The sequence below is a fragment of the Burkholderia cenocepacia genome, from assembly GCF_014211915.1.
GTDB classification, from domain to species: Bacteria; Pseudomonadota; Gammaproteobacteria; order Burkholderiales; family Burkholderiaceae; genus Burkholderia; species Burkholderia orbicola.
The window spans coordinates 390,752-413,150 of record NZ_CP060039.1; the positions used below are offsets into that span (position 1 = coordinate 390,752).

The 22,399-nt window shown below is 69.2% G+C and carries 22 protein-coding genes; 12 read left to right on the top strand and 10 right to left on the bottom strand.

All coding sequences use genetic code 11. The features are described from left to right. Positions 1-112: 112 nt before the first annotated feature. The 4 genes from SY91_RS01820 to SY91_RS01835 all read right to left on the bottom strand — a co-directional run bounded on the left by SY91_RS01820 (position 113) and on the right by SY91_RS01835 (position 4,631). Positions 113-1,420, bottom strand: coding sequence for an MFS transporter (locus tag SY91_RS01820; protein WP_023476352.1), 1,308 nt, complete (start codon positions 1,418-1,420; stop codon positions 113-115). A gap of 190 nt (positions 1,421-1,610) precedes the next feature. Then, the gene (locus SY91_RS01825; protein WP_006477538.1) at positions 1,611-1,922 is read right to left on the bottom strand and encodes a high-potential iron-sulfur protein; all 312 of its coding nucleotides are present in this window, start codon (positions 1,920-1,922) and stop codon (positions 1,611-1,613) included. Positions 1,923-2,361: 439 nt separating this feature from the next. Next, positions 2,362-3,471 (bottom strand): NAD(P)/FAD-dependent oxidoreductase, encoded by a 1,110-nt coding sequence (locus SY91_RS01830; RefSeq protein WP_124477191.1) that lies wholly within the window; start codon positions 3,469-3,471, stop codon positions 2,362-2,364. A gap of 179 nt (positions 3,472-3,650) precedes the next feature. Beyond that, the gene (locus SY91_RS01835; RefSeq protein ID WP_012329401.1) at positions 3,651-4,631 is read right to left on the bottom strand and encodes an AAA family ATPase; all 981 of its coding nucleotides are present in this window, start codon (positions 4,629-4,631) and stop codon (positions 3,651-3,653) included. A 252-nt stretch (positions 4,632-4,883) separates the two neighbouring features. Here SY91_RS01835 and SY91_RS01840 point away from each other — a divergent pair, with 252 nt between their 5' ends. The 8 genes from SY91_RS01840 to SY91_RS01875 all read left to right on the top strand — a co-directional run bounded on the left by SY91_RS01840 (position 4,884) and on the right by SY91_RS01875 (position 12,959). Beyond that, the gene (locus tag SY91_RS01840) at positions 4,884-5,612 is read left to right on the top strand and encodes a nitroreductase (RefSeq protein WP_034174348.1); all 729 of its coding nucleotides are present in this window, start codon (positions 4,884-4,886) and stop codon (positions 5,610-5,612) included. 146 nt (positions 5,613-5,758) lie between these two features. After that, complete coding sequence (locus SY91_RS01845; protein ID WP_023477935.1) at positions 5,759-6,247, top strand: hypothetical protein; 489 nt, start codon at positions 5,759-5,761, stop codon at positions 6,245-6,247. 5 nt (positions 6,248-6,252) lie between these two features. After that, a complete protein-coding gene (locus SY91_RS01850; protein WP_006477533.1) occupies positions 6,253-7,068 on the top strand; it encodes an endonuclease/exonuclease/phosphatase family protein in 816 nt (271 codons plus the stop codon). Between the two features lie 308 nt (positions 7,069-7,376). After that, entirely contained in the window at positions 7,377-8,147 is a 771-nt protein-coding gene (locus SY91_RS01855) for a ferredoxin--NADP reductase (protein ID WP_006477532.1), read from the top strand. A gap of 415 nt (positions 8,148-8,562) precedes the next feature. After that, positions 8,563-9,378 (top strand): quorum system sensor histidine kinase RqpS, encoded by an 816-nt coding sequence (gene rqpS / locus SY91_RS01860; protein WP_043888620.1) that lies wholly within the window; start codon positions 8,563-8,565, stop codon positions 9,376-9,378. Positions 9,379-9,385: 7 nt separating this feature from the next. Then, complete coding sequence (gene rqpR, locus SY91_RS01865; RefSeq protein WP_006477530.1) at positions 9,386-10,042, top strand: response regulator transcription factor RqpR; 657 nt, start codon at positions 9,386-9,388, stop codon at positions 10,040-10,042. A 232-nt stretch (positions 10,043-10,274) separates the two neighbouring features. Next, positions 10,275-11,681 (top strand): amino acid permease, encoded by a 1,407-nt coding sequence (locus SY91_RS01870; RefSeq protein ID WP_023477937.1) that lies wholly within the window; start codon positions 10,275-10,277, stop codon positions 11,679-11,681. Between the two features lie 252 nt (positions 11,682-11,933). Beyond that, positions 11,934-12,959 (top strand): XdhC family protein, encoded by a 1,026-nt coding sequence (locus tag SY91_RS01875; protein WP_012329405.1) that lies wholly within the window; start codon positions 11,934-11,936, stop codon positions 12,957-12,959. A gap of 59 nt (positions 12,960-13,018) precedes the next feature. Here SY91_RS01875 and SY91_RS01880 read toward each other — a convergent pair whose 3' ends face one another. The 6 genes from SY91_RS01880 to fliE form a co-directional block, all read right to left on the bottom strand. Further along, entirely contained in the window at positions 13,019-13,753 is a 735-nt protein-coding gene (locus SY91_RS01880) for a PepSY-associated TM helix domain-containing protein (protein ID WP_023477939.1), read from the bottom strand. 268 nt (positions 13,754-14,021) lie between these two features. Continuing rightward, positions 14,022-14,339 (bottom strand): EscU/YscU/HrcU family type III secretion system export apparatus switch protein, encoded by a 318-nt coding sequence (locus tag SY91_RS01885; protein ID WP_006477526.1) that lies wholly within the window; start codon positions 14,337-14,339, stop codon positions 14,022-14,024. Further along, on the bottom strand, positions 14,336-15,700 hold the full coding sequence (locus SY91_RS01890) for a flagellar hook-length control protein FliK (protein WP_185921036.1): 1,365 nt from the start codon (positions 15,698-15,700) through the stop codon (positions 14,336-14,338). Before SY91_RS01890 ends, SY91_RS01885 begins: the two co-directional genes overlap by 4 nt. 171 nt (positions 15,701-15,871) lie before the next feature. Further along, entirely contained in the window at positions 15,872-16,204 is a 333-nt protein-coding gene (locus SY91_RS01895) for a flagellar protein FliT (protein WP_011546441.1), read from the bottom strand. After that, a complete protein-coding gene (fliS, locus tag SY91_RS01900) occupies positions 16,201-16,635 on the bottom strand; it encodes a flagellar export chaperone FliS (protein ID WP_006477524.1) in 435 nt (144 codons plus the stop codon). Before fliS ends, SY91_RS01895 begins: the two co-directional genes overlap by 4 nt. A 203-nt stretch (positions 16,636-16,838) precedes the next feature. Next, positions 16,839-17,183 (bottom strand): flagellar hook-basal body complex protein FliE, encoded by a 345-nt coding sequence (fliE, locus tag SY91_RS01905; protein WP_006486991.1) that lies wholly within the window; start codon positions 17,181-17,183, stop codon positions 16,839-16,841. Between the two features lie 248 nt (positions 17,184-17,431). Here fliE and fliF point away from each other — a divergent pair, with 248 nt between their 5' ends. The 4 genes from fliF to fliI are packed head-to-tail and all read left to right on the top strand — an operon-like array spanning position 17,432 to position 22,394. Continuing rightward, positions 17,432-19,195, top strand: a complete 1,764-nt coding sequence (fliF, locus tag SY91_RS01910; RefSeq protein WP_124477188.1) for a flagellar basal-body MS-ring/collar protein FliF — start codon at positions 17,432-17,434, stop codon at positions 19,193-19,195. Further along, positions 19,185-20,180 (top strand): flagellar motor switch protein FliG, encoded by a 996-nt coding sequence (fliG, locus tag SY91_RS01915; protein ID WP_011546444.1) that lies wholly within the window; start codon positions 19,185-19,187, stop codon positions 20,178-20,180. Before fliF ends, fliG begins: the two co-directional genes overlap by 11 nt. After that, on the top strand, positions 20,173-20,856 hold the full coding sequence (gene fliH / locus SY91_RS01920) for a flagellar assembly protein FliH (RefSeq protein WP_027806595.1): 684 nt from the start codon (positions 20,173-20,175) through the stop codon (positions 20,854-20,856). Before fliG ends, fliH begins: the two co-directional genes overlap by 8 nt. Before the next feature lie 32 nt (positions 20,857-20,888). Then, positions 20,889-22,394, top strand: coding sequence for a flagellar protein export ATPase FliI (gene fliI, locus SY91_RS01925; protein ID WP_409557527.1), 1,506 nt, complete (start codon positions 20,889-20,891; stop codon positions 22,392-22,394). Positions 22,395-22,399: the final 5 nt, after the last annotated feature.

The following is a 22,399-nucleotide window of genomic DNA, read 5'->3' on the forward strand; positions in this document are numbered from 1 at the left end:
CAATTCGGGCGCGAACACGAAGGGGCGACGCACCGTTTGCCCGCGTTGCGCAGCACATCATTGCGTTTCGCGAAACGATCGATTCGATGACCGTCTTCACATCGTCATGTCGTCACGCCGGCGCATCGAGGTCGGCGTTGCGCGCGGGTACGAACGCGACCGCCACGATCGACAGCGCGATCCCCGCCATCACGTAGTAGGTCGGCGCGAGCGGCGTGCCGGTCACCTTGATCAGCCACGTGACGATGAACTGGCCGAAGCCGCCGAACAGCATCACCGCGACGTTGTACGCTATCGACAGCCCGGTCGAGCGCACGTTGGCCGGGAACAGTTCGGCGATCATCGCGCCGAACGGCCCGTAGTAGCCTGCCAGCGTCACCGACAGCACGGCCTGTACCGCGATCAGCCGCCCGATGCTCGGCGCGGCGTCGAGCCACGCGAACAGCGGATACATCAGCGCGAGCGTCAGCACCAGCGACCACAGCGACAGCCCCTTGCGCCCGATGCGGTCCGACCACGCGCCCGCGACCGGCGACAGCACCATCAGCAGCAGGTTGCCGACGATCACCGCGTAGAACGATTCCGCATACGGCAGCTTCAGCTGCTTCACCGCGAAGGTCGGCAGATAGCTGATCAGCACGTAGATCGTCACGGTGAGCGCGATCACCGAGCCGAGCCCGCACAGCACCTCGCGCGGGTGGCGCGTGAACACTTCGCCGAGCGTCGCGCGGCGCGCGCTCTGCTGCGCATGCAGGAACGCTTCGGAATCGGCGAGATGGCGGCGGATGTAGAAGCCGATCGGGCCGATCACGAGCCCGAGGATGAACGGCACGCGCCAGCCCCAGCTGCGCAGCGCGTCGTGCGACAGCCCGCGCGTGACGGCCGCGCCGACGAGCGCGCCGATCAGCAGCGCGGCCGCCTGGCTCGCCATCTGCCAGCTGCCGTAGAAACCGCGTTTCGAGAACGGCGCCGCTTCGATCAGCAGCGCGGTCGCGCTGCCGAATTCGCCGCCCGCGGAGAAGCCCTGCAGCAGGCGGCCGAGCACGATCAGGATCGGGCCGCCGATGCCGATCGCCGCATAGGGCGGCGCGATCGCGAGCAGGAAGATGCCGGCCGTCATCAGCAGGATCACGAGCGACAGCGCGGCCTTGCGGCCCGCGCGGTCCGCGTACAGCCCGAACACGATGCCGCCGATCGGGCGCATGAAGAACGCGACGCCGAACGTCGCGGTGGTGAGCAGCAGCGACGAGTATTCGCTGGAGGTGGGGAAGAACAGCTCGGCGATCACGACCGTCATGAAGCCGAATACCGTGAAGTCGTACCACTCGAGCGCATTGCCGATCACGGCGGCCACCACCGCACGCCGGTTCAGCGCACGCTCGGGCCGGGTCGTTTTCGTTGAACTCGCAATCGTCGCCATGCGTGCCTCGTCCTCGTGAATTCGCCGTGTCGGGCGGTGCGGCGCGCGGGGTGCCGCGGCGCGCTGGTGTGCAGCGAGTGTAGAAAGCGACGGAACCGTTTTCAAGCAATAAAAAACGCCCGCCATCGAACGACGGCGAGCGTGTTGCGGTTTTCGCCACATTGCGGCATCGCACGATGCCGCACGGGCCTCAACCCATCTTCGAGAAAGCGCTGCACCAGCCCTTCGCCGACACCTGCTTGCCGGGGAACGCGCCGCACGGGCCCGAAGCCGAGCCCTTCTTGCCCTGGTACAGCATGCAGGCCGCGCAATCCTGGCCCGCTGCGTATTTCGGGTACTTCGTCTTGTCGACCTTCGTGGCATCGGCCTTGTAGCCGAGCGCCACCGCGGTCGGGTCCGTTTCCGGCAGCATCGGCGCATCGGCCAGCGCTTCGCGCGACAGCGCCAGCGCGGACACCGCACCAATGCTCGTGATCAGGAAACTCCGACGGGATGTTTTCATGGGGGACTCGCTCCAACGTTATCGGTTTGAAAGCCGTTCTAGGGTCTGTCTACCGATGGAACGCACATGCGAAGGCCCGAAATCGCTCGCAGGGCAAGGAGGGAGGAGCGCCGTTTGGCCGAGCCAAACAAGCGACGACCGACGCCGCCATGCGGGCGATTTCGGGCCTTCCCGTGAACACGCTACAAATTAGGGGTTGCCCCGAGAAGGGCCGCTCGCCACGTTGCGCACCTTGCGAATACGTCAGTATTCGCGGCGGCGCGCGCCTCGCGAGCGGCCCTTCTCGGGGCAACGCATGTGCGTTCCATCGGTAGACAGACCCTGGACGACCGTTCGACAGAATACCGCTCAAGCGAATAAATGTGCGCGCCGAAATGCCGGAGATAAGGGATTCCACACGGGTTTCGCGCGGCCGGCCCGCACGGCGGCGGGCCGTGCGTCAGGCGCGCGACACCATGTCGCCTACCCGCTGCGCGAGCGCGAGCGACGCGGTGAGCCCCGGCGACTCGATGCCGAACAGGTTCACGAGCCCGCGCACGCCATGCTGCGCGGCGCCCTGCACGATGAAGTCGGCCGGCGGCTCGCCGGGCCCCGCGAGCTTCGGCCGGATGCCCGCATACGCCGGCTGCAGCGCATCGTCGGGCAGGCCCGGCCAGAACGCGCGGATCGACGTGTAGAACGCACCCGCGCGCGCCGGATCGACTTCGTAGCGCAGCGAATCGCACCACTCGACGTCCGGCCCGAAGCGCGCCTGCCCGCCGAGATCGAACGTCAGGTGCACGCCGAGCCCCGCGCGCTCGGGCATCGGGTAGATCAGGTGCGAGAACGGCGCACGGCCCGACAGGCTGAAATAATTGCCGCGCGCGAGATAAAGCGGCGGCACCCAGCGCGGATCGAGGCCGCGGGTGCGGCGCGCAAGCGCCTGCGCGCCGAGCCCCGCGCTGTTGACCACGCACGCGGCGTCGATCTCGGTCGGCGCGGCGCCACCGGTGCGCACGATGAAGCGCCCGCCGCCCAGCACGTCGATCGATTCGACCGGAGATTGCAGCGCGCACACGGCGCCGTTGCGTTCCGCATCGCCGAGCAGCGCGAGCATCAGCTGGTGGCTGTCGACGATGCCGGTCGACGGCGAGAACAGGGCCTCCACGCATTCGAGCGCGGGCTCGAGCGTCTGCGCCTCCGCGCGCGTGAGCGGCAGCAGGTCGAGCACGCCGTTCTCGGCCGCACGCGCGGCAATCGCCTTCAACTGCTTCAGCTGCGCGGCGCTCGTCGCGACCAGCAGCTTGCCCGTGCGCCGGTGCGGCACGTGGTGCGTGTCGCAGAATTCGTACAGCAGGTCGCGCCCGTGCACGCACGACGTCGCCTTCAACGACCCGCGCGGATAGTAGAGCCCCGCGTGAATCACCTCGCTGTTGCGCGAACTCGTGCCCGTGCCGATCGCGTCGGCCGCTTCGAGCACGATCGTTTCACGCCCGCGCGCAGCCAGTTCGCGCGCAATCGCCAAACCGACGACACCCGCGCCGATCACGACACAATCCGTCTGCTCCATGGCTTTTTGCGCTGCTCGCGCGTCGATGGGGGAGAGAAGAATTGTACGTCCCGGTTCGCCCGTTTGCCGAACGCGTGCGCACCGCGTCGCGGCGATACGGACGGTGGTGCATGCAACGATGCGGCCGCAAGCGCGACGAACGCACGCGCGCGCGCCGCGGCCGTGCGCGCGTGGCCGCGTCAGAAGCCGATCGGCCGGCGCTTCGCCGCGCCTTCGTCGGCGCGGATGTCGGCCGGCCCGATCGCGTCGCGGCCGTCGAGCCGGGCGGCGCCGAACGCGTGCAGCAGCGCGCGGCGCATCGTGCGCGGCGGCGTCGCGGCCAGCACGTCGAGCGCATCGTCGCCGAGCGTCTCGGGGAAGCGCCGCCCCCACGCATGCGACGTGCGGATCTCGTCGTAGATCGTCTGCGCGATGCGTCGCGCGCCGGCCGCATCGGGCGCCGCGATCTCGTACACGTTCATCCGGTTGAGCAGCGGCTCCGGAATCGCGTGCGCGTCGTTCGCGGTCGCGATCCAGATCACGTTGCCCGCGTCGATCGGCACTTCCGCGAATTCGTCGACGAACGCGCGCGCGGTGTCGTGCTCGAGCAACGCATACAGCGCGCCGAGCGGATCGTATTGCGCATCGCTGCCGGCCTTGTCGATCTCGTCGACCGCGATCACCGGGTTCGCGTAGCTGCCGTTCACGAGCGCATCGAACACCTTGCCGGGCTTCGCGTTCTTCCACTGCGACGACGCGCCGGACAGGATCCAGCCGGCCGTCAGCGAGCTCATCGGCACGTAGTGGTACGCGGTGCCGAGCAGTTGCGCGAGCGCCTTCGCGAAATGCGTCTTGCCGATCCCGGGCGGCCCGAGCAGCAGGATCGGCATCAGTTCGAGCCGGTCCTCCGTTTCGAGACACAGCGCGATCTGCTTGCGCACGTCGGCGAGCGGCTCGCCGAAATTCGGCAATGCTTCGCCGAGCGCGTCGAACGACGGCATCCGGGTCGGCTTCACGCAGAAGCGCAGATTCCCCGTCTTGAGCATCTTCTCGTAGGTCGAGCGCAGCGCATCGCTTGCGCTCTCGTTCAGGTCGCCCAGCGCCGTCTCGACCTGCTCGAGGTCGTACACCGTGCTGAAGGACGCCACCGCCAGTTCCTGCTTCACCATCGCCGTCGTCATACCCACCTCGCTCCACTTGCCGTCACACACTCATCAGACCCTTACGATTTCAGTGTAGCGATCCCGTATCGCCGTGCAAGCAAGCAGCCGGGCGGGTCTGCTGCTAACAGCGCGCGCACGCTGCACGGCCGCGCGCCGCGGCGTATGATCGAAAGTTCACGATGCTCGCGCGGGGCTTCCCGATCGCGCCCGCGCGCCGCGCGCACACGCTGCTGTCCCGCACTTCGCCTGACGCCTCCCGAAGGGTTGCCGATGTCCGTCCCCGCTGCTTCCCCGCGCGTCGACTCCGACGCGGTCCGTTCCGTCGATGCCGTCGACGCCGCGCTCAAGTCACGCCATTCAGTCCGGGCGTTCCTGCCGACGCCCGTGCCGCGCGCCACGATCGAGGCGATCCTCGAAGCCGCGAGCCGCGCGCCGTCGGGCACCAACATCCAGCCGTGGCGCGTGTACGTCGCCACGGGCGCCACGCGCGACGCGCTCGCCGCCGCGCTCACCGCGGCCTACGACGATCCCGCGCGCGACGAGAAATACGTCGCCGAATACGACTACTACCCGCGCGAATGGGTGTCGCCGTATGTCGACCGGCGCCGCAAGGTCGGCTGGGACCTGTACGGCCTGTTGAACATCGGCCGCGACGAGAAGGCGCGCATGCATGCGCAGCACGCGCGCAATTTCCGTTTCTTCGATGCGCCGGTCGCATTGTTCTTCACGCTCGACCGCGTGATGACGTTAGGGGCCTGGCTCGACTGCGGGATGTTCCTGCAAGGCGTGATGACTGCCGCGCGCGCCCGCGGCCTCGACACTTGCCCGCAGGCCGCGTTCGTGCCGTTTCACCGGATCGTCGCCGAACACCTCGACATTCCCGCCAACGAGCAGCTCGTCTGCGGCATGTCGCTCGGCCACGCGGACCCCGACGCGATCGAGAACCGCCTCGTCACCGAGCGCGCGAGCGTCGCCGAGTTCACGCGCTTTTTCGCTTGAAAACGCACGACGCGGCCTTACCTGTCGAGCAGGACCGCATCGTGCTGCGAACCCGTCGCGGCGCGTCCTGTCACATCACGACCGAAATCGATCGGGCGTAAGATGTGCGTCCGTTCCCCGCTATCCCGCGTTTCCGGAGACGTTTCATGCTGAAACACGGCCTGGCCGTCCTGCTTGCGAGCGTCGTGCTCGCCGCCCATGCGCAGAGCCCCGCGCCGGCCGTCGTCGCATGGGAAATCCACGTGGTGCGCGACGGTCAGACGATCGACACGTTCCAGCAAAACACCACCGTGGGCCAGTCCCGCACCGATACCCATCGCTATCCGTCATCCGTGCCGGTGGGCTGCGGCAATGCCGCGCGCGTCGTGCCGACCGAGCGCTCGCGCTCGGTGACGGTCGCCCCGCTCGCCGTCGACGCCAACGCGAACACCGTGTCGCTCGGGCTCGACGTGCAGGAAACGCTCGACGACGAAAACGCGACGCGCAGCGATCCGTGCGTGCCCGCGTCGCCGCGGCAGATCGTCGCGAGCCACCCCGGCCTGGCGGTCGGCGGCGACGCCTGGACCGACTGGACGCTCGTCGAGCAGCATCCGCATCTCGTGTACCGCGTGCGCGCGCACGTCGCGAAGGACTGAGCGTCATGTCCGCCGACGCCCTGTCCCTGCCGTTCGCCGAGCCGCACGCCGCGCCCGACGAAATCACCGCGGTCAGCTGGAACCTGCACAAGGGCCGCTCGCCGCTCGGCTTCACCGCGTGGAACGCGATGCGCGACTGGATGCAGTCGACCCACGCGGACGTGTATTTCCTGCAGGAAGCGATGGCGCGCCGCATGCCGCGCCCGATGCTCGCCCCGGGCTTCGGCGCGCCGATGGACGATACGGTCGACGACGTGTGGCATTGCCAGGCCACCGAGATCGCGCAGGCGCTCGACTGGCAGATCGCGCTCGGGCCGAACGTGTTCAAGCCGTCGTGGCGGCACGGCAATGCGATCCTGTCGCCGCATCCGCTCGACCTCGGCGGCCGCTGGGACATCTCCGCGCACCGCTTCGAGCGGCGCGGGCTGCTGGTCGCGCGTGCGACGCTCGCGGGCGCACGCCCGGTCACGCTGCTGTGCGCGCACCTCGCGCTCACGCGCGCCGCTCGCCTGCGCCAGATGCACTGGATCGCGCACTGGATCGTCCGCAATGCGGGCGACGGCCCGCTGATGCTGGCCGGCGACTTCAACGACTGGCGCAACGACTCGGTGGCGCTGTTCGGCGAGATCGGGCTGTCCGAGGTCGCGACGCTGCTCGGCGAGTCGGGCCGCACGTTCCCCGCGTTCTCGCCGGCGCTCGCGCTCGACAAGATGTTCGTGCGCGGGCTGACGCCGCTCGAGTGGCGCGCGCCGTCCGGCGAAGCCGCGTGGCTGTCGGACCACCTGCCGTACATCGCGCGCCTGCGCCTCGATCCGCAGTAACGCCGCCGGCCGGCGCCGCCTCCGGTCACGCCGCCGCCGAAACGCGTCGGCGCCGTCGCGACAACACGCGGCCGATCACCGAAAGCCCATTGAAAGAATGCGTTGCGCCAAATCCGCGCAGCCGCCCGGGTCAAGCCCGCATCTGCCCCAAGCAGGGTAAAATAACGAGTTACTCAAACGTCTGTCATCGAGAGGGCGCGTGTCCGACGCGCCGGCCGGCCGATCCGCGATCGGGCCGTCGCACTCGGTTTTTTGCCCGTTTTTGGGCCCGTTACACGCGTCCGCTACGCGCGTCCGTTTTCAAAGCCATGAGCAAATACGACACCGCCACCGTCCAATCCGTCCATCACTGGACCGACACGCTTTTCAGCTTCACCTGCACCCGCGAGGCGAGCCTGCGCTTCAACAACGGCGAATTCACGATGGTCGGCCTCGAAGTCGACGGCAAGCCGCTCGCGCGCGCCTATTCGATCGTCAGCCCGAACTACGAAGAGCATCTCGAATTCTTCAGCATCAAGGTGCAGGACGGCCCGCTGACGTCGCGCCTGCAGCACCTGAAGGTGGGCGACACGGTGCTGATCGGCAAGAAGCCGACGGGCACGCTGATCGCCGACAACCTTCTGCCGGGCAAGACGCTGTGGATGCTGTCGACGGGCACGGGCCTCGCGCCGTTCATGTCGATCATCCGCGATCCGGACATCTACGACCGCTTCGACAAGGTGATCCTGACCCACACGTGCCGCCTGAAGGGCGAGCTCGCGTACATGGACTACATCAAGCACGACCTGCCGGGCCACGAGTACCTGGGCGACATCATCAAGGAAAAGCTCGTCTACTACCCGACGGTCACGCGCGAAGCGTTCGACAACGAAGGCCGGATCACCGACCTGATCGCGACGGGCAAGCTGTTCACGGATCTCGGCGTGCCGGCGTTCTCGCCGGAAAACGACCGCGTGATGCTGTGCGGCAGCACCGCGATGCTGAAGGACACGACCGAACTGCTGAAGCAGGCCGGCCTCGTCGAAGGCAAGAACAGCGCGCCGGGCCACTACGTGATCGAGCGCGCGTTCGTGGACTGATCGATCCCCATATTTGCGCATCATCAAGAACCGGAGCGGAAGCTCCGGTTTTTTTTCGTCCGGACTTGGCGAATTCGTAACAAACTGGGACCATTCCATCTCAAATAGTTACATTTGGATACGTCGTCGCCCGGTGCTCGGGTGTCAGTGTTTTTCCTACAACACGTTCATTCCGATTATTCACATTTACCCTTAAATGTCCGTCCGACATGACCTTTTCAGAAATTTTGAGATATTATTCGGCCCGCGTGGTTGCCGTTCGGATGACAGTGGAAGGGTCGGATGAAAGTGTTACAAGACGTAACTTTTGTTACCTCGGCATGGAGCGATTCTCTGGCGGCGACCGTCATCGAAACGGCAGCCGGTCCACGCAGCCAGCCGGTGTCTGAACCGCTTTCTGACAGCAGGGAGAGTCATGGATACGTCGCTTAACGCGCCCTTGGGCGCCCACGCCCCGTTCCCGTCGCGGCAGCGCATGCCTGGCTGCGCTGCTACTCCGCCCATGGCCGACGCCGCGTCGAAACGCGACGCGTCCGCCGCGCGGATCGCGGCACTTTCCGCCCAGCTTCTCGCCGCCGACGAAGCGGCCCGCCGCCATCTGGCCGGCGAGCTGCACGACGGGCTCGGCGCCGAACTGACCGCTGCCCGATTCGCGCTCGCAAACGTTCAAACGTGGCTGCCGGCCGATGCGCCGGAAGGTTGCCTGCGCGCGCTGGCGCTGGCGCAGCAGGCGCTCGACGCCGCGACCGACGCGAATCGCCGGCTCATCGACGAGCGCGACACGCCGGCGCTCGACGCGGGCGTGGTCGGCGCGCTGTCGTCGTGGATCGACACGCATGCGACCCGCACCGGCCTGCGCACGAGCTTCGTGTGCGCGGCCGACGCCCGCCTGACGCAGCTCGCCGGCGCCAGTGCGCTCGCGGTGTTCCGCGTCGCGCAGGAAGCGCTGTCGAACGTCGCGAAGCACGCCCGCGCGACGTCGGTCGACGTGCGGATCGTCACCGACGGCACGCACCTGTCGCTGAGCGTTACCGACGATGGGACCGGTTTCGCGCGCAATCGCCGCAGCGGCTACGGCCTCGCCGGCATGCGCGCGCGCTGCGAGGCGTTCGGCGGCAGCTTCGAGACAGCCACGCCGGCAACCGGCCGCGGCACGCGCGTCACCGCGCGCTTCGCGTGGGCTTCGCTGCTGGCGGCGCCCGTCGCGGCACGCCGCACGTCGCTTTCGTGAGGTCGCGATGAGCCTGAACATCCTGCTCGTGGACGATCACGCGATCGTCCGGCAAGGGATCCGCCAGTTGCTGATCGACCGCGGCGTCGCCCGCGACGTGACCGAGGCCGAGAACGGCGGCGATGCGATGGCCGCCGTCGACAAGCAGGAATTCGACGTGATCCTGCTCGACATCTCGCTGCCCGACACGAACGGCATCGAGGTGCTCAAGCGCCTCAAGCGCAAGCTGACGCGCACGCCGGTGCTGATGTTCTCGATGTATCGCGAGGATCAGTACGCGGTGCGCGCGCTGAAGGCCGGCGCGGCCGGCTACCTGTCGAAGACGGTGAACGCCGCGCAGATGATCGGCGCGATCCAGCAGGTCGCGGCCGGGCGCAAGTACGTGAGCCCCGCGATGGCCGAGGCGCTCGCCGAATACGTGTCGTTCGAGAACGAACCGCTGCCGCACGAGAAGCTGTCCGATCGCGAATACCAGACGCTCTGCATGCTCGCGTCGGGCAAGCGGCTCACCGACATCGCGAACACGCTGTCGCTGTCGGTGAAGACGGTGAGCGTGTACCGCTCGCGGCTGCTGGAGAAGATGCGGCTGTCGAACAACGCGGAACTGACGTTCTACGTGATGAGCAACCGGCTCGTCGACATGGCGCCCACGGCCGGCGCCTGATTCCGGCCGAATCGAACTCGTCCGATCCCGGGTGCGGCGGCCGCCGCGCCGCGCTCGACCGTGCCCCTTCGCGCCCGGTTTACTCCCGTTTCGCGCGCAAGCGCTTGTTTTATCGGCCGATTTCGCCGCACGTCGCTGCGCCACCGCGGGACTTGCACGCCAAATCAGCTAAAATTACCGGTTTTCACTCAGTCGGCGCGCCGTGCCTGCGCGTGCCGGCGATCCATCCGCAATGTCTCTCTTCCGCAAGAAAAACGTCGATCGCATGATCGCCGGCGCGCAAGCCGCCGGGCTCAAGAAAGCGCTCGGCGCGATCGACCTCACCTTCCTCGGCATCGGTGCGATCATCGGCACCGGCATCTTCGTGCTGACCGGCACCGGCGCCGTCCAGGCCGGCCCCGCGCTGATGCTGTCGTTCGTGATCGCCGCGATCGCGTGCGGCCTGGCCGCGCTGTCGTACGCGGAGTTCGCGTCGTCGATCCCCGTCGCCGGCTCGATCTACACGTATTCGTACGCGACGCTCGGCGAACTGGTCGCGTGGATCATCGGCTGGGACCTGATGCTCGAGTACGGCCTCGCGTCGTCGGCCGTGTCGGTCGGCTGGTCGGGCTACTTGCAGTCGCTGCTGCAGGGCTTCGGGCTCACGCTGCCGACCGTGCTGACGGCCGCGCCCGGCGCGGTGCCGGGCGTCACCACGTGGTTCAACCTGCCCGCGTTCCTCGTGATGATCGTGATCACGACGCTGCTGTCGATCGGCATCCGCGAATCGACCCGCATCAACAACATCATGGTGTTCATCAAGGTGTCGGTCGTGCTGCTGGTGATCGCGGTCGGCCTGTTCCACGTGACGCCCGCGAACTGGAAGCCGTTCATGCCGCACGGCTGGAACGGCGTGTTCGGCGCGGCCGCCGTGATGTTCTTCGCGTTCATCGGCTTCGATGCGGTGTCGTCGGCGGCCGAGGAAGTGAAGAATCCGAAGCGCGATTTGCCGATCGGCATCATCGCGTCGCTCGCGGTGTGCGCGGTGCTGTACGTGACGGTCGCCGCGGTTGCGACCGGCATCGTGCCGTCGGCCCAGTACGCGAACATCTCGCACCCGATCTCGTACGCGCTGCAGGTCGCCGGCGAGAAGTGGGTCGCGGGCTTCATCGATCTCGGCGCGGTGCTCGGCATGCTGACCGTGATCCTCGTGATGAGCTACGGCCAGACGCGCGTGATCTTCGCGATGTCGCGCGACGGGCTGCTGCCGGCCGCGCTGTCGCGCGTGCATCCGCGTTATGCGACGCCGTTCCTGACCACCTGGCTGGTCGGCCTGTTCTTCGGGCTGATCGCCGCGCTCGTGCCGCTCAACGTGCTCGCCGAACTGATCAACATCGGCACGCTCGCGGCGTTCTCGATGGTGTCGATCGCCGTGCTCGTGCTGCGCCGCACCCATCCCGAGCTGCCGCGCGCGTTCCGCTGCCCGGGCGTGCCCGTGGTGCCGATCCTCGCGGTCGCGGCGTGCCTGTTCCTGATGCTGAACCTGCAGCCCGTCACGTGGGCCGCGTTCGGCATCTGGCTCGTGATCGGCCTCGTGATCTACTCCCTGTACTCGCGGCACCACTCGAAGCTCGCGCACGGCCACTCCGACACGCATTGAGCGCCGCCATGGCGCGCCTTTCGCGGCATGCCATGACGAACCCCACGCGGAGCCGGCCCCGGCTCCGCATGCCCCCTCTCCCGCCCCCCGGCCGCCGCGCGATCAGTGTCCGATCGTCGCGATCTCTTGCCTGATCGTCCAGATTCGCCCTCACCCGCTGCGCGCCGCCTGCACGCGCGCGCCGGGCGGTTCATAATCCCGCCATCGAACGACGGCGCCGCGCGGCGGGCCGTCCGGCAACAGGAAAAAACGATGGAAAGCGTCGATCTCGATGTACTGAAATCCAGCGCGCGCTGGCTCGAAGAAGGGCGCCGCGTGCTGCTCGTGACGGTCGTGAAGACGTGGGGCTCGTCGCCGCGCCCCGAAGGCGCGATGCTCGCGGTGCGCGAGGACGGCCTGGTGGTCGGCTCCGTGTCCGGCGGATGCATCGAAGACGACCTGATCGCCCGCGTGCATGCGAGCGGCATCGCGGCCGATGCACGCCCGGAAGCGCTCAAGTACGGCGTGACGGCCGAGGAAGCGCACCGCTTCGGGCTGCCGTGCGGCGGCACGATCCAGCTGGTGCTCGAACCGCTCACGCGCGACAGCGGGATCGCCGCGCTATGCGCGGAAGTCGAGGCCGGCCGCCTCGTCACGCGCACGATGACGCTCGCGACCGGGCGCGCATCGCTGTCACCCGCGCAGGCGACCGACGGGCTCGCGTTCGACGGCGAACGGCTCGTGACGATCCACGGGCCGCGCTACCGGATGCTCGTGATCGGCGCCGGCCAGTTGTCGCGCTATCTGTGCCAGATCGCGGTCGGGCTCGACTACCAGGTAACGGTATGCGATCCGCGCGAGGAATACACGGATGCGTGGGACGTGCCGGGCACGCGGGTCGTCCGCACGATGCCCGACGATACGGTGCTCGACATGAAGCTCGATGCGCGTTCGGCCGTGATCGCGCTCACCCACGACCCGAAGCTCGACGATCTCGCGCTGATGGAGGCGCTGAAGACGCCCGCGTTCTACGTGGGCGCGCTCGGCTCGCGGCGCAACAACGCCGCGCGGCGCGAGCGGCTGCGCGAATTCGATCTGAACGAAGTGGAACTGGCCCGGCTGCACGGGCCGGCCGGCATCTACATCGGCAGCCGGACGCCGCCGGAAATCGCGATCTCGATCCTCGCGGAGATCACCGCCGCGAAGAACAACGTGTCGCTGCCGACGATCCTGCAGGTCGAAGGCGCGAAGGCCGCACGCGAAATCGCGGCGAACAGCGGCGCGGCCTGCGGGCTGTGACTGCGGCGGCGGGCGACCTCGCTCGCCGGACGCCGGCCGTTACCCGGCGCGAACGTCGGTCAGCTCAGACCGGCAGCCAGCGCCGCGGCAACCGAACCGACCACCAGCACGACGCCGACCGTGCGGCGCTTGTTCAGCTCGGTCCACAGCAGCACGCCCGTCAGCGACAGCAGGATCAGCGAACCCGCGATCGTATCCATCAGCAGCACCCAGCCGAGATTCATCCCGACGCCGCGATGCAGGTTGTTCAGCGTCGTCAGGAACGTGTTGCCGGTGCGCTTCACCGACACGTAGCCGTTGCCGACCCAGTATTCGGCCTGCAGGTTCTGGTGCGGCCCGAACACGCCGAATTGCCAGTGCTCGGGCTGCATCACGCGCTTGTCGCCCCACGCGACGGCCTGCGCGGGCTCCTTGCGCATGCGGCCCGGCTTGCCGTCGAAATGCAGTTCCTGCTGCAGCCACTTCGTCATCGCGGCGGGCGTTTTCGGCACCGGGTCCGGCAGCGCGATCTGCAACTCCTCGACCTGCGGCTCGCCGGTCGAAATCTTCAGCGGCGGCGCGCGGTGGTTCAGCAGCACGCCGGTCACGCCGAACAGCAGCCCGAGCACCGCGCCCCACAGGCCGACCCAGCCGTGCACCTTGCGCAGCCACTTGATGAAGGTCGCGCGGCGCGAGCGCTGGCGGCGCGCGGCCAGTTCGTCGTCGTTCAGCGGGCGGCCCGCCGGATGCAGCACGGTGACGCCGGCGCGCGGCATGCCCGTCTTGGGCGGGTCGATCGTTTCGGGCGCGTTCACGCGAAAGTATCCATTCGTTCAAAACAACGGGCGGCGCGCAGGGAGTGCGCACCGCCCGGTCAGCATGAAAATGAGAATGGATATCATTACATAAATCGAAAGCCGGCTCAATCCGTATGCATCCGGAGCGGCAGGTTGGGCGTACGCGCGAATCAGGGAGAAAGGCACGCGTTGCGATGCGATGACGCTTGATGAGCGGCACATGCCGGCAGAGCGGTCACGCGAGCCCGGACAGGATTTCGTAAGCAGGCGCCCGACGGCAGGCCGTTCAGCGCAACGGCGGCAACGGGAAACGCGGCGCGGCGTCATCCGGCGCGGGCTCGGTGCGGTCGAGCGCGTACAGCCACGCGAGCAGGTCCGCGACCGCCTGATAGAGCTGCGGCGGAATCCGGTCGTCGAGATCGACCTGCATCAGCAGCGACACCATCTCCGGCGCCGTGTGCACGTATAGCCCGGCATCGTGCGCCCGCGCGACGATCATCTCGGCGAGCACGCCGTAGCCCTTCGCCACCACGCGCGGCGCCGCATCGCCGCCTTTCGGGTCGTAGACGAGCGCGGCCGCGCGCTTGCGGGACGTCATGCTCATGGCAGCGCCTCGTCATCGTCGCCCGGCACCCGCGCCTCGGGGCCGCCCGCCGCGCCGCGCGCATACGCGGCCGCGGCGGCCTGGGCGGCGAACAGGTCGAAGCCGTCCGGCCCGTCGTCGACCGCGCGGATCGACAGCCCGCCCACCTTGAGTCCCGAGCCTTCGAGCCGCTGCCGCAGCGCGGCTTCGTGGCGCGTCAGACGGTCGGCGCCCGTCTGGTTCGCGCGCAGCCGCGCGACGAGCTGCGCGCCGTTCAGCACCAGCTCGGCATCGACCGTGCCGAGCGACGGCAGGGTCAGCGTCAGGCGCGTGCGCCACGCGATGCCGTCGCCCGCGTCATCGCCACCGCCGCCGCGCGGCGCACGGTGGCCCGGCTCGTCGGGTTCGATCGTCCAGTCGAGCCGCGCGCCGGGCCATGCCTCGCCCGTCCAGCGAAACTGGTCCGTCGCGAGCGCATCGAGCTGCTGCCGCACGAGCGGCACCGCGGCCGGGTGGACGGTCGCGAGCGGTTGCGGCTGCGGATCGGACGATGCGGCGGCCAGTTCGGCACGCGCGGGCGTCCAGCGCGTATCGGCGGGCGTAGCCAGCGGATCGGACGGATCGGGCGGCAACGACGCGCCCGGCCGGGCCGCCTCCGGGGCGGCCTGCGCAGGGTCGCGCGCAGGCGCGCTGCCCGGTGCGGGCGGTTGCGCGGTGCCCCGCGCGGCGGCCGGCAGCGATGGGCGCTGCGCGAGCAGTTCGTCGAGCAAGTCGGTCGATTCGTGCGGGACGGCGTCCGGGTCGGCCGGCGCGAGCGCGGTCGCGAGGCGCGCCTGCGGCTCGCGCAGCAGCGCCGCGAGCGGACGTTGGCCGGCCAGCCACTGCGCGAGATGGGATTCGTAGAAGAGGCCGCTTTCGCTCACGGCCTGCGCGAGCGCCGCACGCAGCGCCGCGACCGGCGGGGCCACCGACGGCGTAGCCGCGGCCCGCGTCGCCGCGGCGGACGACGCTTGACCGGAAACCGGCGTGGCGGACCCAGCGGGACCGGACGCAGCCGGCGCACGCGCCGGCACGGGCGTATCGGTGAGCAGCACGGCCGGATCGGCCAGCAGCGGCAGCCGACCGACGATCGCCGGCGTCGCATCGCCGCCCGAGCGCGAGATCGCGTCGAGCACGCGCCCGACCTCGGACAGCGCGGTCTGCGTGGAAGCTGGCGGCGCGGCGGGCGGGCTGCCGGCCGGCGGCGCGGACGACGCGCCGGCGCCCGGCGTGCCGACCTGCGCGGTCGCGCCGCCGCCGGCGGGCGCCGACACGGTGCCGGTCAGCAGGCTGTCGAGGCGGCTCGCCAGCAGCGCGGCCGCAACGGAGTCGATACCGGTCATGATCGGAGCCTGCTCACCTTGGGGCATTCGCATGCGCGTTGCATATGCAAACAGACCCTACACATCGTTGCGAATCCGGGGCGCGGCACGCCGGTGCCGCCCGCGGGAACAGCGCGCGCCGCGTGCGGCGCCGGGCCCGGGCGCCGCGCGCCCGTCTCCCGGAACACGGCCCTACCCGCGCGCGCGGTAGAGGTCGGTCAATACCTGGGTCGAGCGCCGCGCCTCGAACAGCGCGGACAGCCGCGCGACGTCCGGGCTCGCGAGATCGCGGATCGCGGCGTCGTCGGCCAGGATGCGGCGGATCAGGTCGAGCTTGCGGCCGAGATCCGATTCGTCGAGCGCGACGCCCGGATCGGCCTCCTTCAACCCGTCGACGAGCTGCATGAATTCGGCCTGCAACCCCGGCAACGCGCTCCAGTCGGCGCCGCGCGCGGCGCACAGCATCCGGCCCGACACGGCGGCGAGCGCCTCGTAACGCGCGAAGTATTCGGCCTTGAGATTCATCGTGATGCTTCCGCTACCTGTTGCGCGGCCATCCGCGCGACTTCCGGGGCGATGCCCGTCCATGCTTCCTCGAGCGTCGCGAGCAGGCCGTCGACCTCGACCAGCATCGCATCGCTCGCCTGCGCGTTCGCTTCCAGCAGGCGCCGGCCGATATACGCATACAGCGCATTGAGGCGCTCGGCGATCTCGCCGCCCGCGTCGCGGTTCAGCGACGCCTGCAGGCCGCTCTCGACGATCCGGATCGCCTTGCCGATCGCTTCGCCGCGCCCGGACACGTTGTCCTGCTGCAAATGCATGCGCGCCAGCGCGATCGCCTGCCGGGCGCCCTGGTACAGCATCGCGATCAACCGGTGCGGGGAGGCGCCCATCACCCCGGTCTCGACGCCGACACGCGCGTACGCACTGGCTCCAGCGTGTCCTGGGGAAAACATGCGCTTCTCCTTGTTATGTGCCTTGGGTATGCGGGAGCCGCCGCCGTGCGTCGCACGGCGCGGCCTTCATCGGAGTTATCGGAAGGGATTTGGAAAGCTTTAGGTGAGCAGGGGCTGCCGCCGGGCGGCCGATGCCGGCGCGCCGGTCTCGTTCTGCAAGCCCCGGGCCGTGCCCGGACGCCCGTCGTCGAATGGCCGCCCCTTTACACCGACATCTGCATGATGTCGTTGTAAGCGCTCACCAACTTGTTGCGGACCTGGAGCCCGAACTGGAAGCCGATATTGGCTTTCTGCATGTCGACCATCACGTCGTTCAGCGAGATGTTCGGCGCGCCGACCTCGAACGCCTTCGCCTCGCCGAGCGCGTGCTGCTGGTCGCCGCTGATCTTGTCGAGCGATGCCTTCATCGCGCTCGCGAACGTGCCGGCCGTCGCCGCGCCCGAGCCGGCCAGCGCCGCCGTCGGGCTCGCGACGCCGCCGGACGCCTGCGCGGCCATCGACTGCATCTGTTGCAACACCGAACCGATTCCGCTGACGTTCGCAGTCATGCTGTCCCCAGACATAGAGAAAAGACCCGGACGCACCGGGCGATCCGCCGGCGCCGCACCACGCGCACCATGCCGGATCGCGAAAAAGGATAGCAGCGCGGCGCGCGTCAAAGCCGCGAAAGTACGGGGGAAACCCCGCTCTTTTCGGTCGATCGGAGTACGCCGCCGGTCACGATAATCGCATCGTGTCATTGTCCGCCCGCTCGTCCGAGCGAGCTCAGTCGTCCCGCTCCGGAGAAACTCGACGCATGGATTCGCAGGCCAACTCGCTGATCAACCCAGACGCCCGCGCGGGCCTCAGCCCGGCGCCCGGCGCCGCCGCGGCCGCCGCGTTGCCGGGCGCGGGCGGCGCAGGCGCGGACTTCGGGCTGGGCGGCTTCGCCGAACGCATTCCCGGCATCTCGCGAATGAAGGGCAACCCGAAGCTGCCGTTCGTGATCGCCGTCGCGTTCGCGATCGCCGCGATCACCGCGCTCGTGCTGTGGAGCCGGGCGCCCGACTACCGCGTGCTGTACAGCAACCTGTCGGACCGCGACGGCGGCGCGATCATCGCCGCGCTCCAGCAGGCAAACGTTCCCTACAAGTTCGCCGATGCCGGCGGCGCGATCCTGGTGCCGTCGGGCCAGGTGCACGAAACACGCCTGAAGCTCGCCGCGATGGGGCTGCCGAAGGGCGGCTCGGTCGGCTTCGAGCTGATGGACAACCAGAAATTCGGCATCAGCCAGTTCGCCGAGCAGATCAACTACCAGCGCGCGCTCGAAGGCGAACTGCAGCGCACCATCGAATCGATCAACGCCGTGCGCGGCGCGCGCGTGCATCTCGCGATCCCGAAGCCGTCGGTGTTCGTGCGCGACAAGGAAGCGCCGAGCGCGTCGGTGTTCGTCGACCTCTACCCGGGCCGCGTGCTCGACGAGGGCCAGGTGCAGGCGATCACGCGGATGGTGTCGTCCGGCGTGCCCGACATGCCGGCCAAGAACGTGACGATCGTCGACCAGGACGGCAACCTGCTGACCCAGACCGCGTCCGCGTCCGGCCTCGACGCGAGCCAGCTCAAGTACGTGCAGCAGGTCGAGCACAACACCCAGAAGCGCATCGACGCGATCCTCGCGCCGATCTTCGGCGCCGGCAACGCGCGCTCGCAGGTCAGCGCGGATCTCGATTTCTCGAAGATCGAGCAGACGTCGGAAAGCTACGGCCCGAACGGCACGCCGCAGCAGGCCGCGATCCGCAGCCAGCAGACCAGCAGCGCGACCGAACTCGCGCAGGGCGGCGCGTCGGGCGTGCCGGGCGCGCTGTCGAACACGCCGCCGCAGCCGGCCTCCGCGCCGATCGTCGCCGGCAACGGCCAGAACGCACCGCAGACCACGCCGGTCAGCGACCGCAAGGACCAGACGACCAACTACGAGCTCGACAAGACGATCCGCCATACCGAACAGCCGATGGGCAGCGTGAAGCGGCTGTCGGTCGCGGTCGTCGTCAACTACCAGCCGGTCGCCGACGCGAAGGGCCACGTGACGATGCAGCCGCTGCCGCCCGCGAAGCTCGCTCAGGTCGAACAGCTCGTGAAGGACGCGATGGGCTACGACGAGAAGCGCGGCGACTCGGTAAACGTCGTGAACAGCGCGTTCTCGACCGCGAGCGACCCGTACGCCGACCTGCCGTGGTGGCGCCAGCCCGACATGATCGCGATGGCGAAGGAAGCCGCGAAGTGGCTCGGCATCGCGGCGGCCGCGGCGGCGCTCTACTTCATGTTCGTGCGCCCGGCGATGCGCCGCGCGTTCCCGCCGCCCGAGCCGGCCGCGCCGGCGCTCGCGGCGCCGGAAGACACGGTCGCGCTCGACGGCCTGCCCGCGCCGGAAAAGGCCGCGGAAGAAGCCGATCCGCTGCTGCTCGGCTTCGAGAACGAGAAGAACCGCTACGAACGCAACCTCGACTACGCGCGCACGATCGCCCGCCAGGATCCGAAGATCGTCGCCACCGTCGTGAAGAACTGGGTGTCCGATGAACGCTGAAGGCTTGACCAAGAGCGCGCTGCTGCTGATGTCGATCGGCGAGGAAGAGGCCGCGCAGGTATTCAAGTTCCTCGCGCCGCGCGAGGTCCAGAAGATCGGCGTGGCGATGGCCGCGCTGAAGAATGTCACGCGCGAGCAGGTCGAGGAGGTGCTGCAGGACTTCGTGAAGGAAGCCGAGCAGCACACCGCGCTGTCGCTCGATTCGAACGAGTACATCCGCTCGGTGCTGACGAAGGCGCTCGGCGAGGACAAGGCCGGCGTGCTGATCGACCGCATCCTGCAAGGCAGCGACACGAGCGGCATCGAGGGCCTGAAATGGATGGATTCGGGCGCGGTGGCCGAACTGATCAAGAACGAGCATCCGCAGATCATCGCGACGATCCTCGTGCACCTCGATCGCGACCAGGCCTCCGAAATCGCGTCGTGCTTCACCGAGCGGCTGCGTAACGACGTGCTGCTGCGGATCGCGACGCTCGACGGCATCCAGCCGGCCGCGCTGCGCGAGCTCGACGACGTGCTCACGGGCCTGCTGTCCGGCAGCGACAACCTGAAGCGCAGCCCGATGGGCGGCATCCGCACCGCGGCCGAAATCCTGAACTTCATGACGAGCGTGCACGAGGAAGGCGTGCTCGAAAGCGTGCGCCAGTACGACGCCGATCTCGCGCAGAAGATCATCGACCAGATGTTCGTGTTCGAGAACCTGCTCGACCTCGAGGATCGCGCGATCCAGATGGTGCTCAAGGAAGTCGAGTCGGAAACGCTGATCGTCGCGCTCAAGGGCGCGCCGCCCGCGCTGCGCCAGAAGTTCCTCGCGAACATGTCGCAGCGCGCGGCCGAACTGCTCGCCGAGGATCTCGACGCGCGCGGCCCGGTGCGCGTGTCCGAAGTCGAGACGCAGCAGCGCCGCATCCTGCAGATCGTGCGCAACCTCGCCGAGAGCGGCCAGATCGCGATCGGCGGCAAGGCGGAAGACGCGTATGTCTGATTCGGCGAGCGATCGCGTGGGCACCCTCACCGCGTACCAGCGGTGGGAGATGGCGTCGTTCGACCCGCCGCCGCCCCCGCCGCCGCCCGACGACGCGGCGGCCGCTGCCGCCGCGCTCGCCGAAGAGTTGCAGCGGGTGCGCGACGCCGCGCACGCCGAAGGCCATGCGGCCGGCCACGTCGAAGGCCAGGCGCTCGGCTACCAGGCCGGTTTCGAGCAGGGCCGCGAACAGGGTTTCGAGGCCGGCCAGGCCGAAGCACGCGAACAGGCCGCGCAGCTCGCGGCGCTCGCCGCGTCGTTCCGCGAAGCCGTCTCGAGCGTCGAACACGATCTCGCGTCCGACCTCGCGCAGCTCGCGCTCGACATCGCGCAGCAGGTCGTGCGCCAGCACGTGAAGCACGACCCGGCCGCGCTGGTCGCCGCCGTGCGCGACGTGCTCGCGGCCGAGCCCGCGCTGTCCGGCGCGCCGCATCTCGCGGTGAATCCGGCCGACCTGCCCGTCGTCGAGGCCTATCTGCAGGACGACCTCGACACGCTCGGCTGGAACGTGCGCACCGACGCGTCGATCGAGCGCGGCGGCTGCCGCGCGCACGCCGCGACCGGCGAGGTCGACGCGACGCTGCCCACCCGCTGGCAGCGCGTCGCCGCCGCGATCGGCAAGGTGAGCACGTGGTGACGCGCTCGCCCGACGCGTTCGCGCACGACGGCATGACGCCGCTCGAACGCGAGCTCGCGCTCGCGTCGTTCGGGCCGGCGGCCGCGCACGATGCCGCGGACGACGCCACGCCGCACGCAGCATCCGAAGCCGCCGACGCCGCCCCGCGCGCGCCGCACAATCCGCATCTCGCGCACTGGCACACGCACCTGAACGGGCTCGCCGCGCGCAGCCACCGCGCGCTGCCGCTGCGGCCGTGCGGACGCCTCACGCGCGCGGCCGGCCTCGTGCTCGAGGCGATCGGGCTGCGCCTGTCGGTCGGCGCCGAATGCACGATCGAGCTGCCGCCCGGCAGCACGCTGCCGCACGCGGAAGCCGAAGTCGTCGGCTTCGCCGGCGACCGACTGTTCCTGATGCCGACCACCGACGTCGCAGGCGTGTTGCCCGGCGCACGCGTATGGCCGCGCGAGAGCGCGCCCGTCACCGATCCGCTCGCCGGCGCGAAGCGGCTGCCGGTCGGCTGGGAGATGCTCGGGCGCGTCGTCGACGCGTCGGGCCGCCCGCTCGACGGCCTCGGCCCGCTCGCGTCGAAAGTCGACGCGCCGCTGTCAGCGCCGTCGATCAACCCGCTCGATCGCGAGCCGATCCACCACGTGCTCGACGTCGGCGTGCGTGCGATCAACGCGCTGCTCACCGTCGGCCGCGGCCAGCGGATGGGCCTGTTCGCCGGCTCCGGCGTCGGCAAGTCGGTGCTGCTCGGCACGATGGCGCGCTACACGAGCGCGGAAGTGATCGTGATCGGCCTGATCGGCGAACGCGGCCGCGAAGTGAAGGAATTCATCGAACAGATCCTCGGCGAGGACGGGCTCGCGCGCTCGGTCGTCGTCGCGGCGCCGGCCGACGTGTCGCCGCTGCTGCGGATGCAGGGCGCCGCGTACGCGACGTCGCTCGCCGAGTATTTCCGCGACCAGGGCAAGCACGTGCTGCTGCTGATGGATTCGCTGACGCGCTATGCGATGGCGCAGCGCGAGATCGCGCTGGCGATCGGCGAGCCGCCCGCGACGAAAGGCTATCCGCCGTCGGTGTTCGCGAAGCTCCCCGCGCTCGTCGAGCGCACCGGCAACGGGCCCGAAGGCGGCGGCTCGATCACCGCGTTCTACACGGTGCTGACCGAAGGCGACGACCAGCAGGACCCGATCGCCGATTCGGCGCGCGCGATCCTCGACGGCCACATCGTGCTGTCGCGCGCGCTCGCCGAGGCCGGCCACTATCCCGCGATCGACATCGAGGCGTCGATCAGCCGTGCGATGACCGCGCTGATCGACGAAACGCATCTCGACCACGTACGGCAGTTCAAGCAGATGCTGTCGCGCTACCAGCGCAATCGCGACCTGATCGCGGTCGGCGCCTACGCACCGGGCCGCGACGCGCAGCTCGACCGCGCGATCGCGCTCTACCCGCGCATCGAAGCGTTCCTGCAGCAGGGCTTTCGCGAATGCGCGCCGTTCGCATCGAGCCTCACCGCGCTCGATGCGCTGTTCGACGCTTACGGAGGCTGATCCCG

Coding starts and splice junctions, on each gene's coding strand:
- SY91_RS01820 (WP_023476352.1), bottom strand. CDS start 1,420: ATGGCGACGATTGCGAGTTCAACGAAAACGACCCGGCCCGAGCGTGCG.
- SY91_RS01825 (WP_006477538.1), bottom strand. CDS start 1,922: ATGAAAACATCCCGTCGGAGTTTCCTGATCACGAGCATTGGTGCGGTG.
- SY91_RS01830 (WP_124477191.1), bottom strand. CDS start 3,471: ATGGAGCAGACGGATTGTGTCGTGATCGGCGCGGGTGTCGTCGGTTTG.
- SY91_RS01835 (WP_012329401.1), bottom strand. CDS start 4,631: ATGACGACGGCGATGGTGAAGCAGGAACTGGCGGTGGCGTCCTTCAGC.
- SY91_RS01840 (WP_034174348.1), top strand. CDS start 4,884: ATGTCCGTCCCCGCTGCTTCCCCGCGCGTCGACTCCGACGCGGTCCGT.
- SY91_RS01845 (WP_023477935.1), top strand. CDS start 5,759: ATGCTGAAACACGGCCTGGCCGTCCTGCTTGCGAGCGTCGTGCTCGCC.
- SY91_RS01850 (WP_006477533.1), top strand. CDS start 6,253: ATGTCCGCCGACGCCCTGTCCCTGCCGTTCGCCGAGCCGCACGCCGCG.
- SY91_RS01855 (WP_006477532.1), top strand. CDS start 7,377: ATGAGCAAATACGACACCGCCACCGTCCAATCCGTCCATCACTGGACC.
- rqpS (WP_043888620.1), top strand. CDS start 8,563: ATGGATACGTCGCTTAACGCGCCCTTGGGCGCCCACGCCCCGTTCCCG.
- rqpR (WP_006477530.1), top strand. CDS start 9,386: ATGAGCCTGAACATCCTGCTCGTGGACGATCACGCGATCGTCCGGCAA.
- SY91_RS01870 (WP_023477937.1), top strand. CDS start 10,275: ATGTCTCTCTTCCGCAAGAAAAACGTCGATCGCATGATCGCCGGCGCG.
- SY91_RS01875 (WP_012329405.1), top strand. CDS start 11,934: ATGGAAAGCGTCGATCTCGATGTACTGAAATCCAGCGCGCGCTGGCTC.
- SY91_RS01885 (WP_006477526.1), bottom strand. CDS start 14,339: ATGAGCATGACGTCCCGCAAGCGCGCGGCCGCGCTCGTCTACGACCCG.
- SY91_RS01890 (WP_185921036.1), bottom strand. CDS start 15,700: ATGACCGGTATCGACTCCGTTGCGGCCGCGCTGCTGGCGAGCCGCCTC.
- SY91_RS01895 (WP_011546441.1), bottom strand. CDS start 16,204: ATGAATCTCAAGGCCGAATACTTCGCGCGTTACGAGGCGCTCGCCGCC.
- fliS (WP_006477524.1), bottom strand. CDS start 16,635: ATGTTTTCCCCAGGACACGCTGGAGCCAGTGCGTACGCGCGTGTCGGC.
- fliE (WP_006486991.1), bottom strand. CDS start 17,183: ATGACTGCGAACGTCAGCGGAATCGGTTCGGTGTTGCAACAGATGCAG.
- fliF (WP_124477188.1), top strand. CDS start 17,432: ATGGATTCGCAGGCCAACTCGCTGATCAACCCAGACGCCCGCGCGGGC.
- fliG (WP_011546444.1), top strand. CDS start 19,185: ATGAACGCTGAAGGCTTGACCAAGAGCGCGCTGCTGCTGATGTCGATC.
- fliH (WP_027806595.1), top strand. CDS start 20,173: ATGTCTGATTCGGCGAGCGATCGCGTGGGCACCCTCACCGCGTACCAG.
- fliI (WP_409557527.1), top strand. CDS start 20,889: ATGACGCCGCTCGAACGCGAGCTCGCGCTCGCGTCGTTCGGGCCGGCG.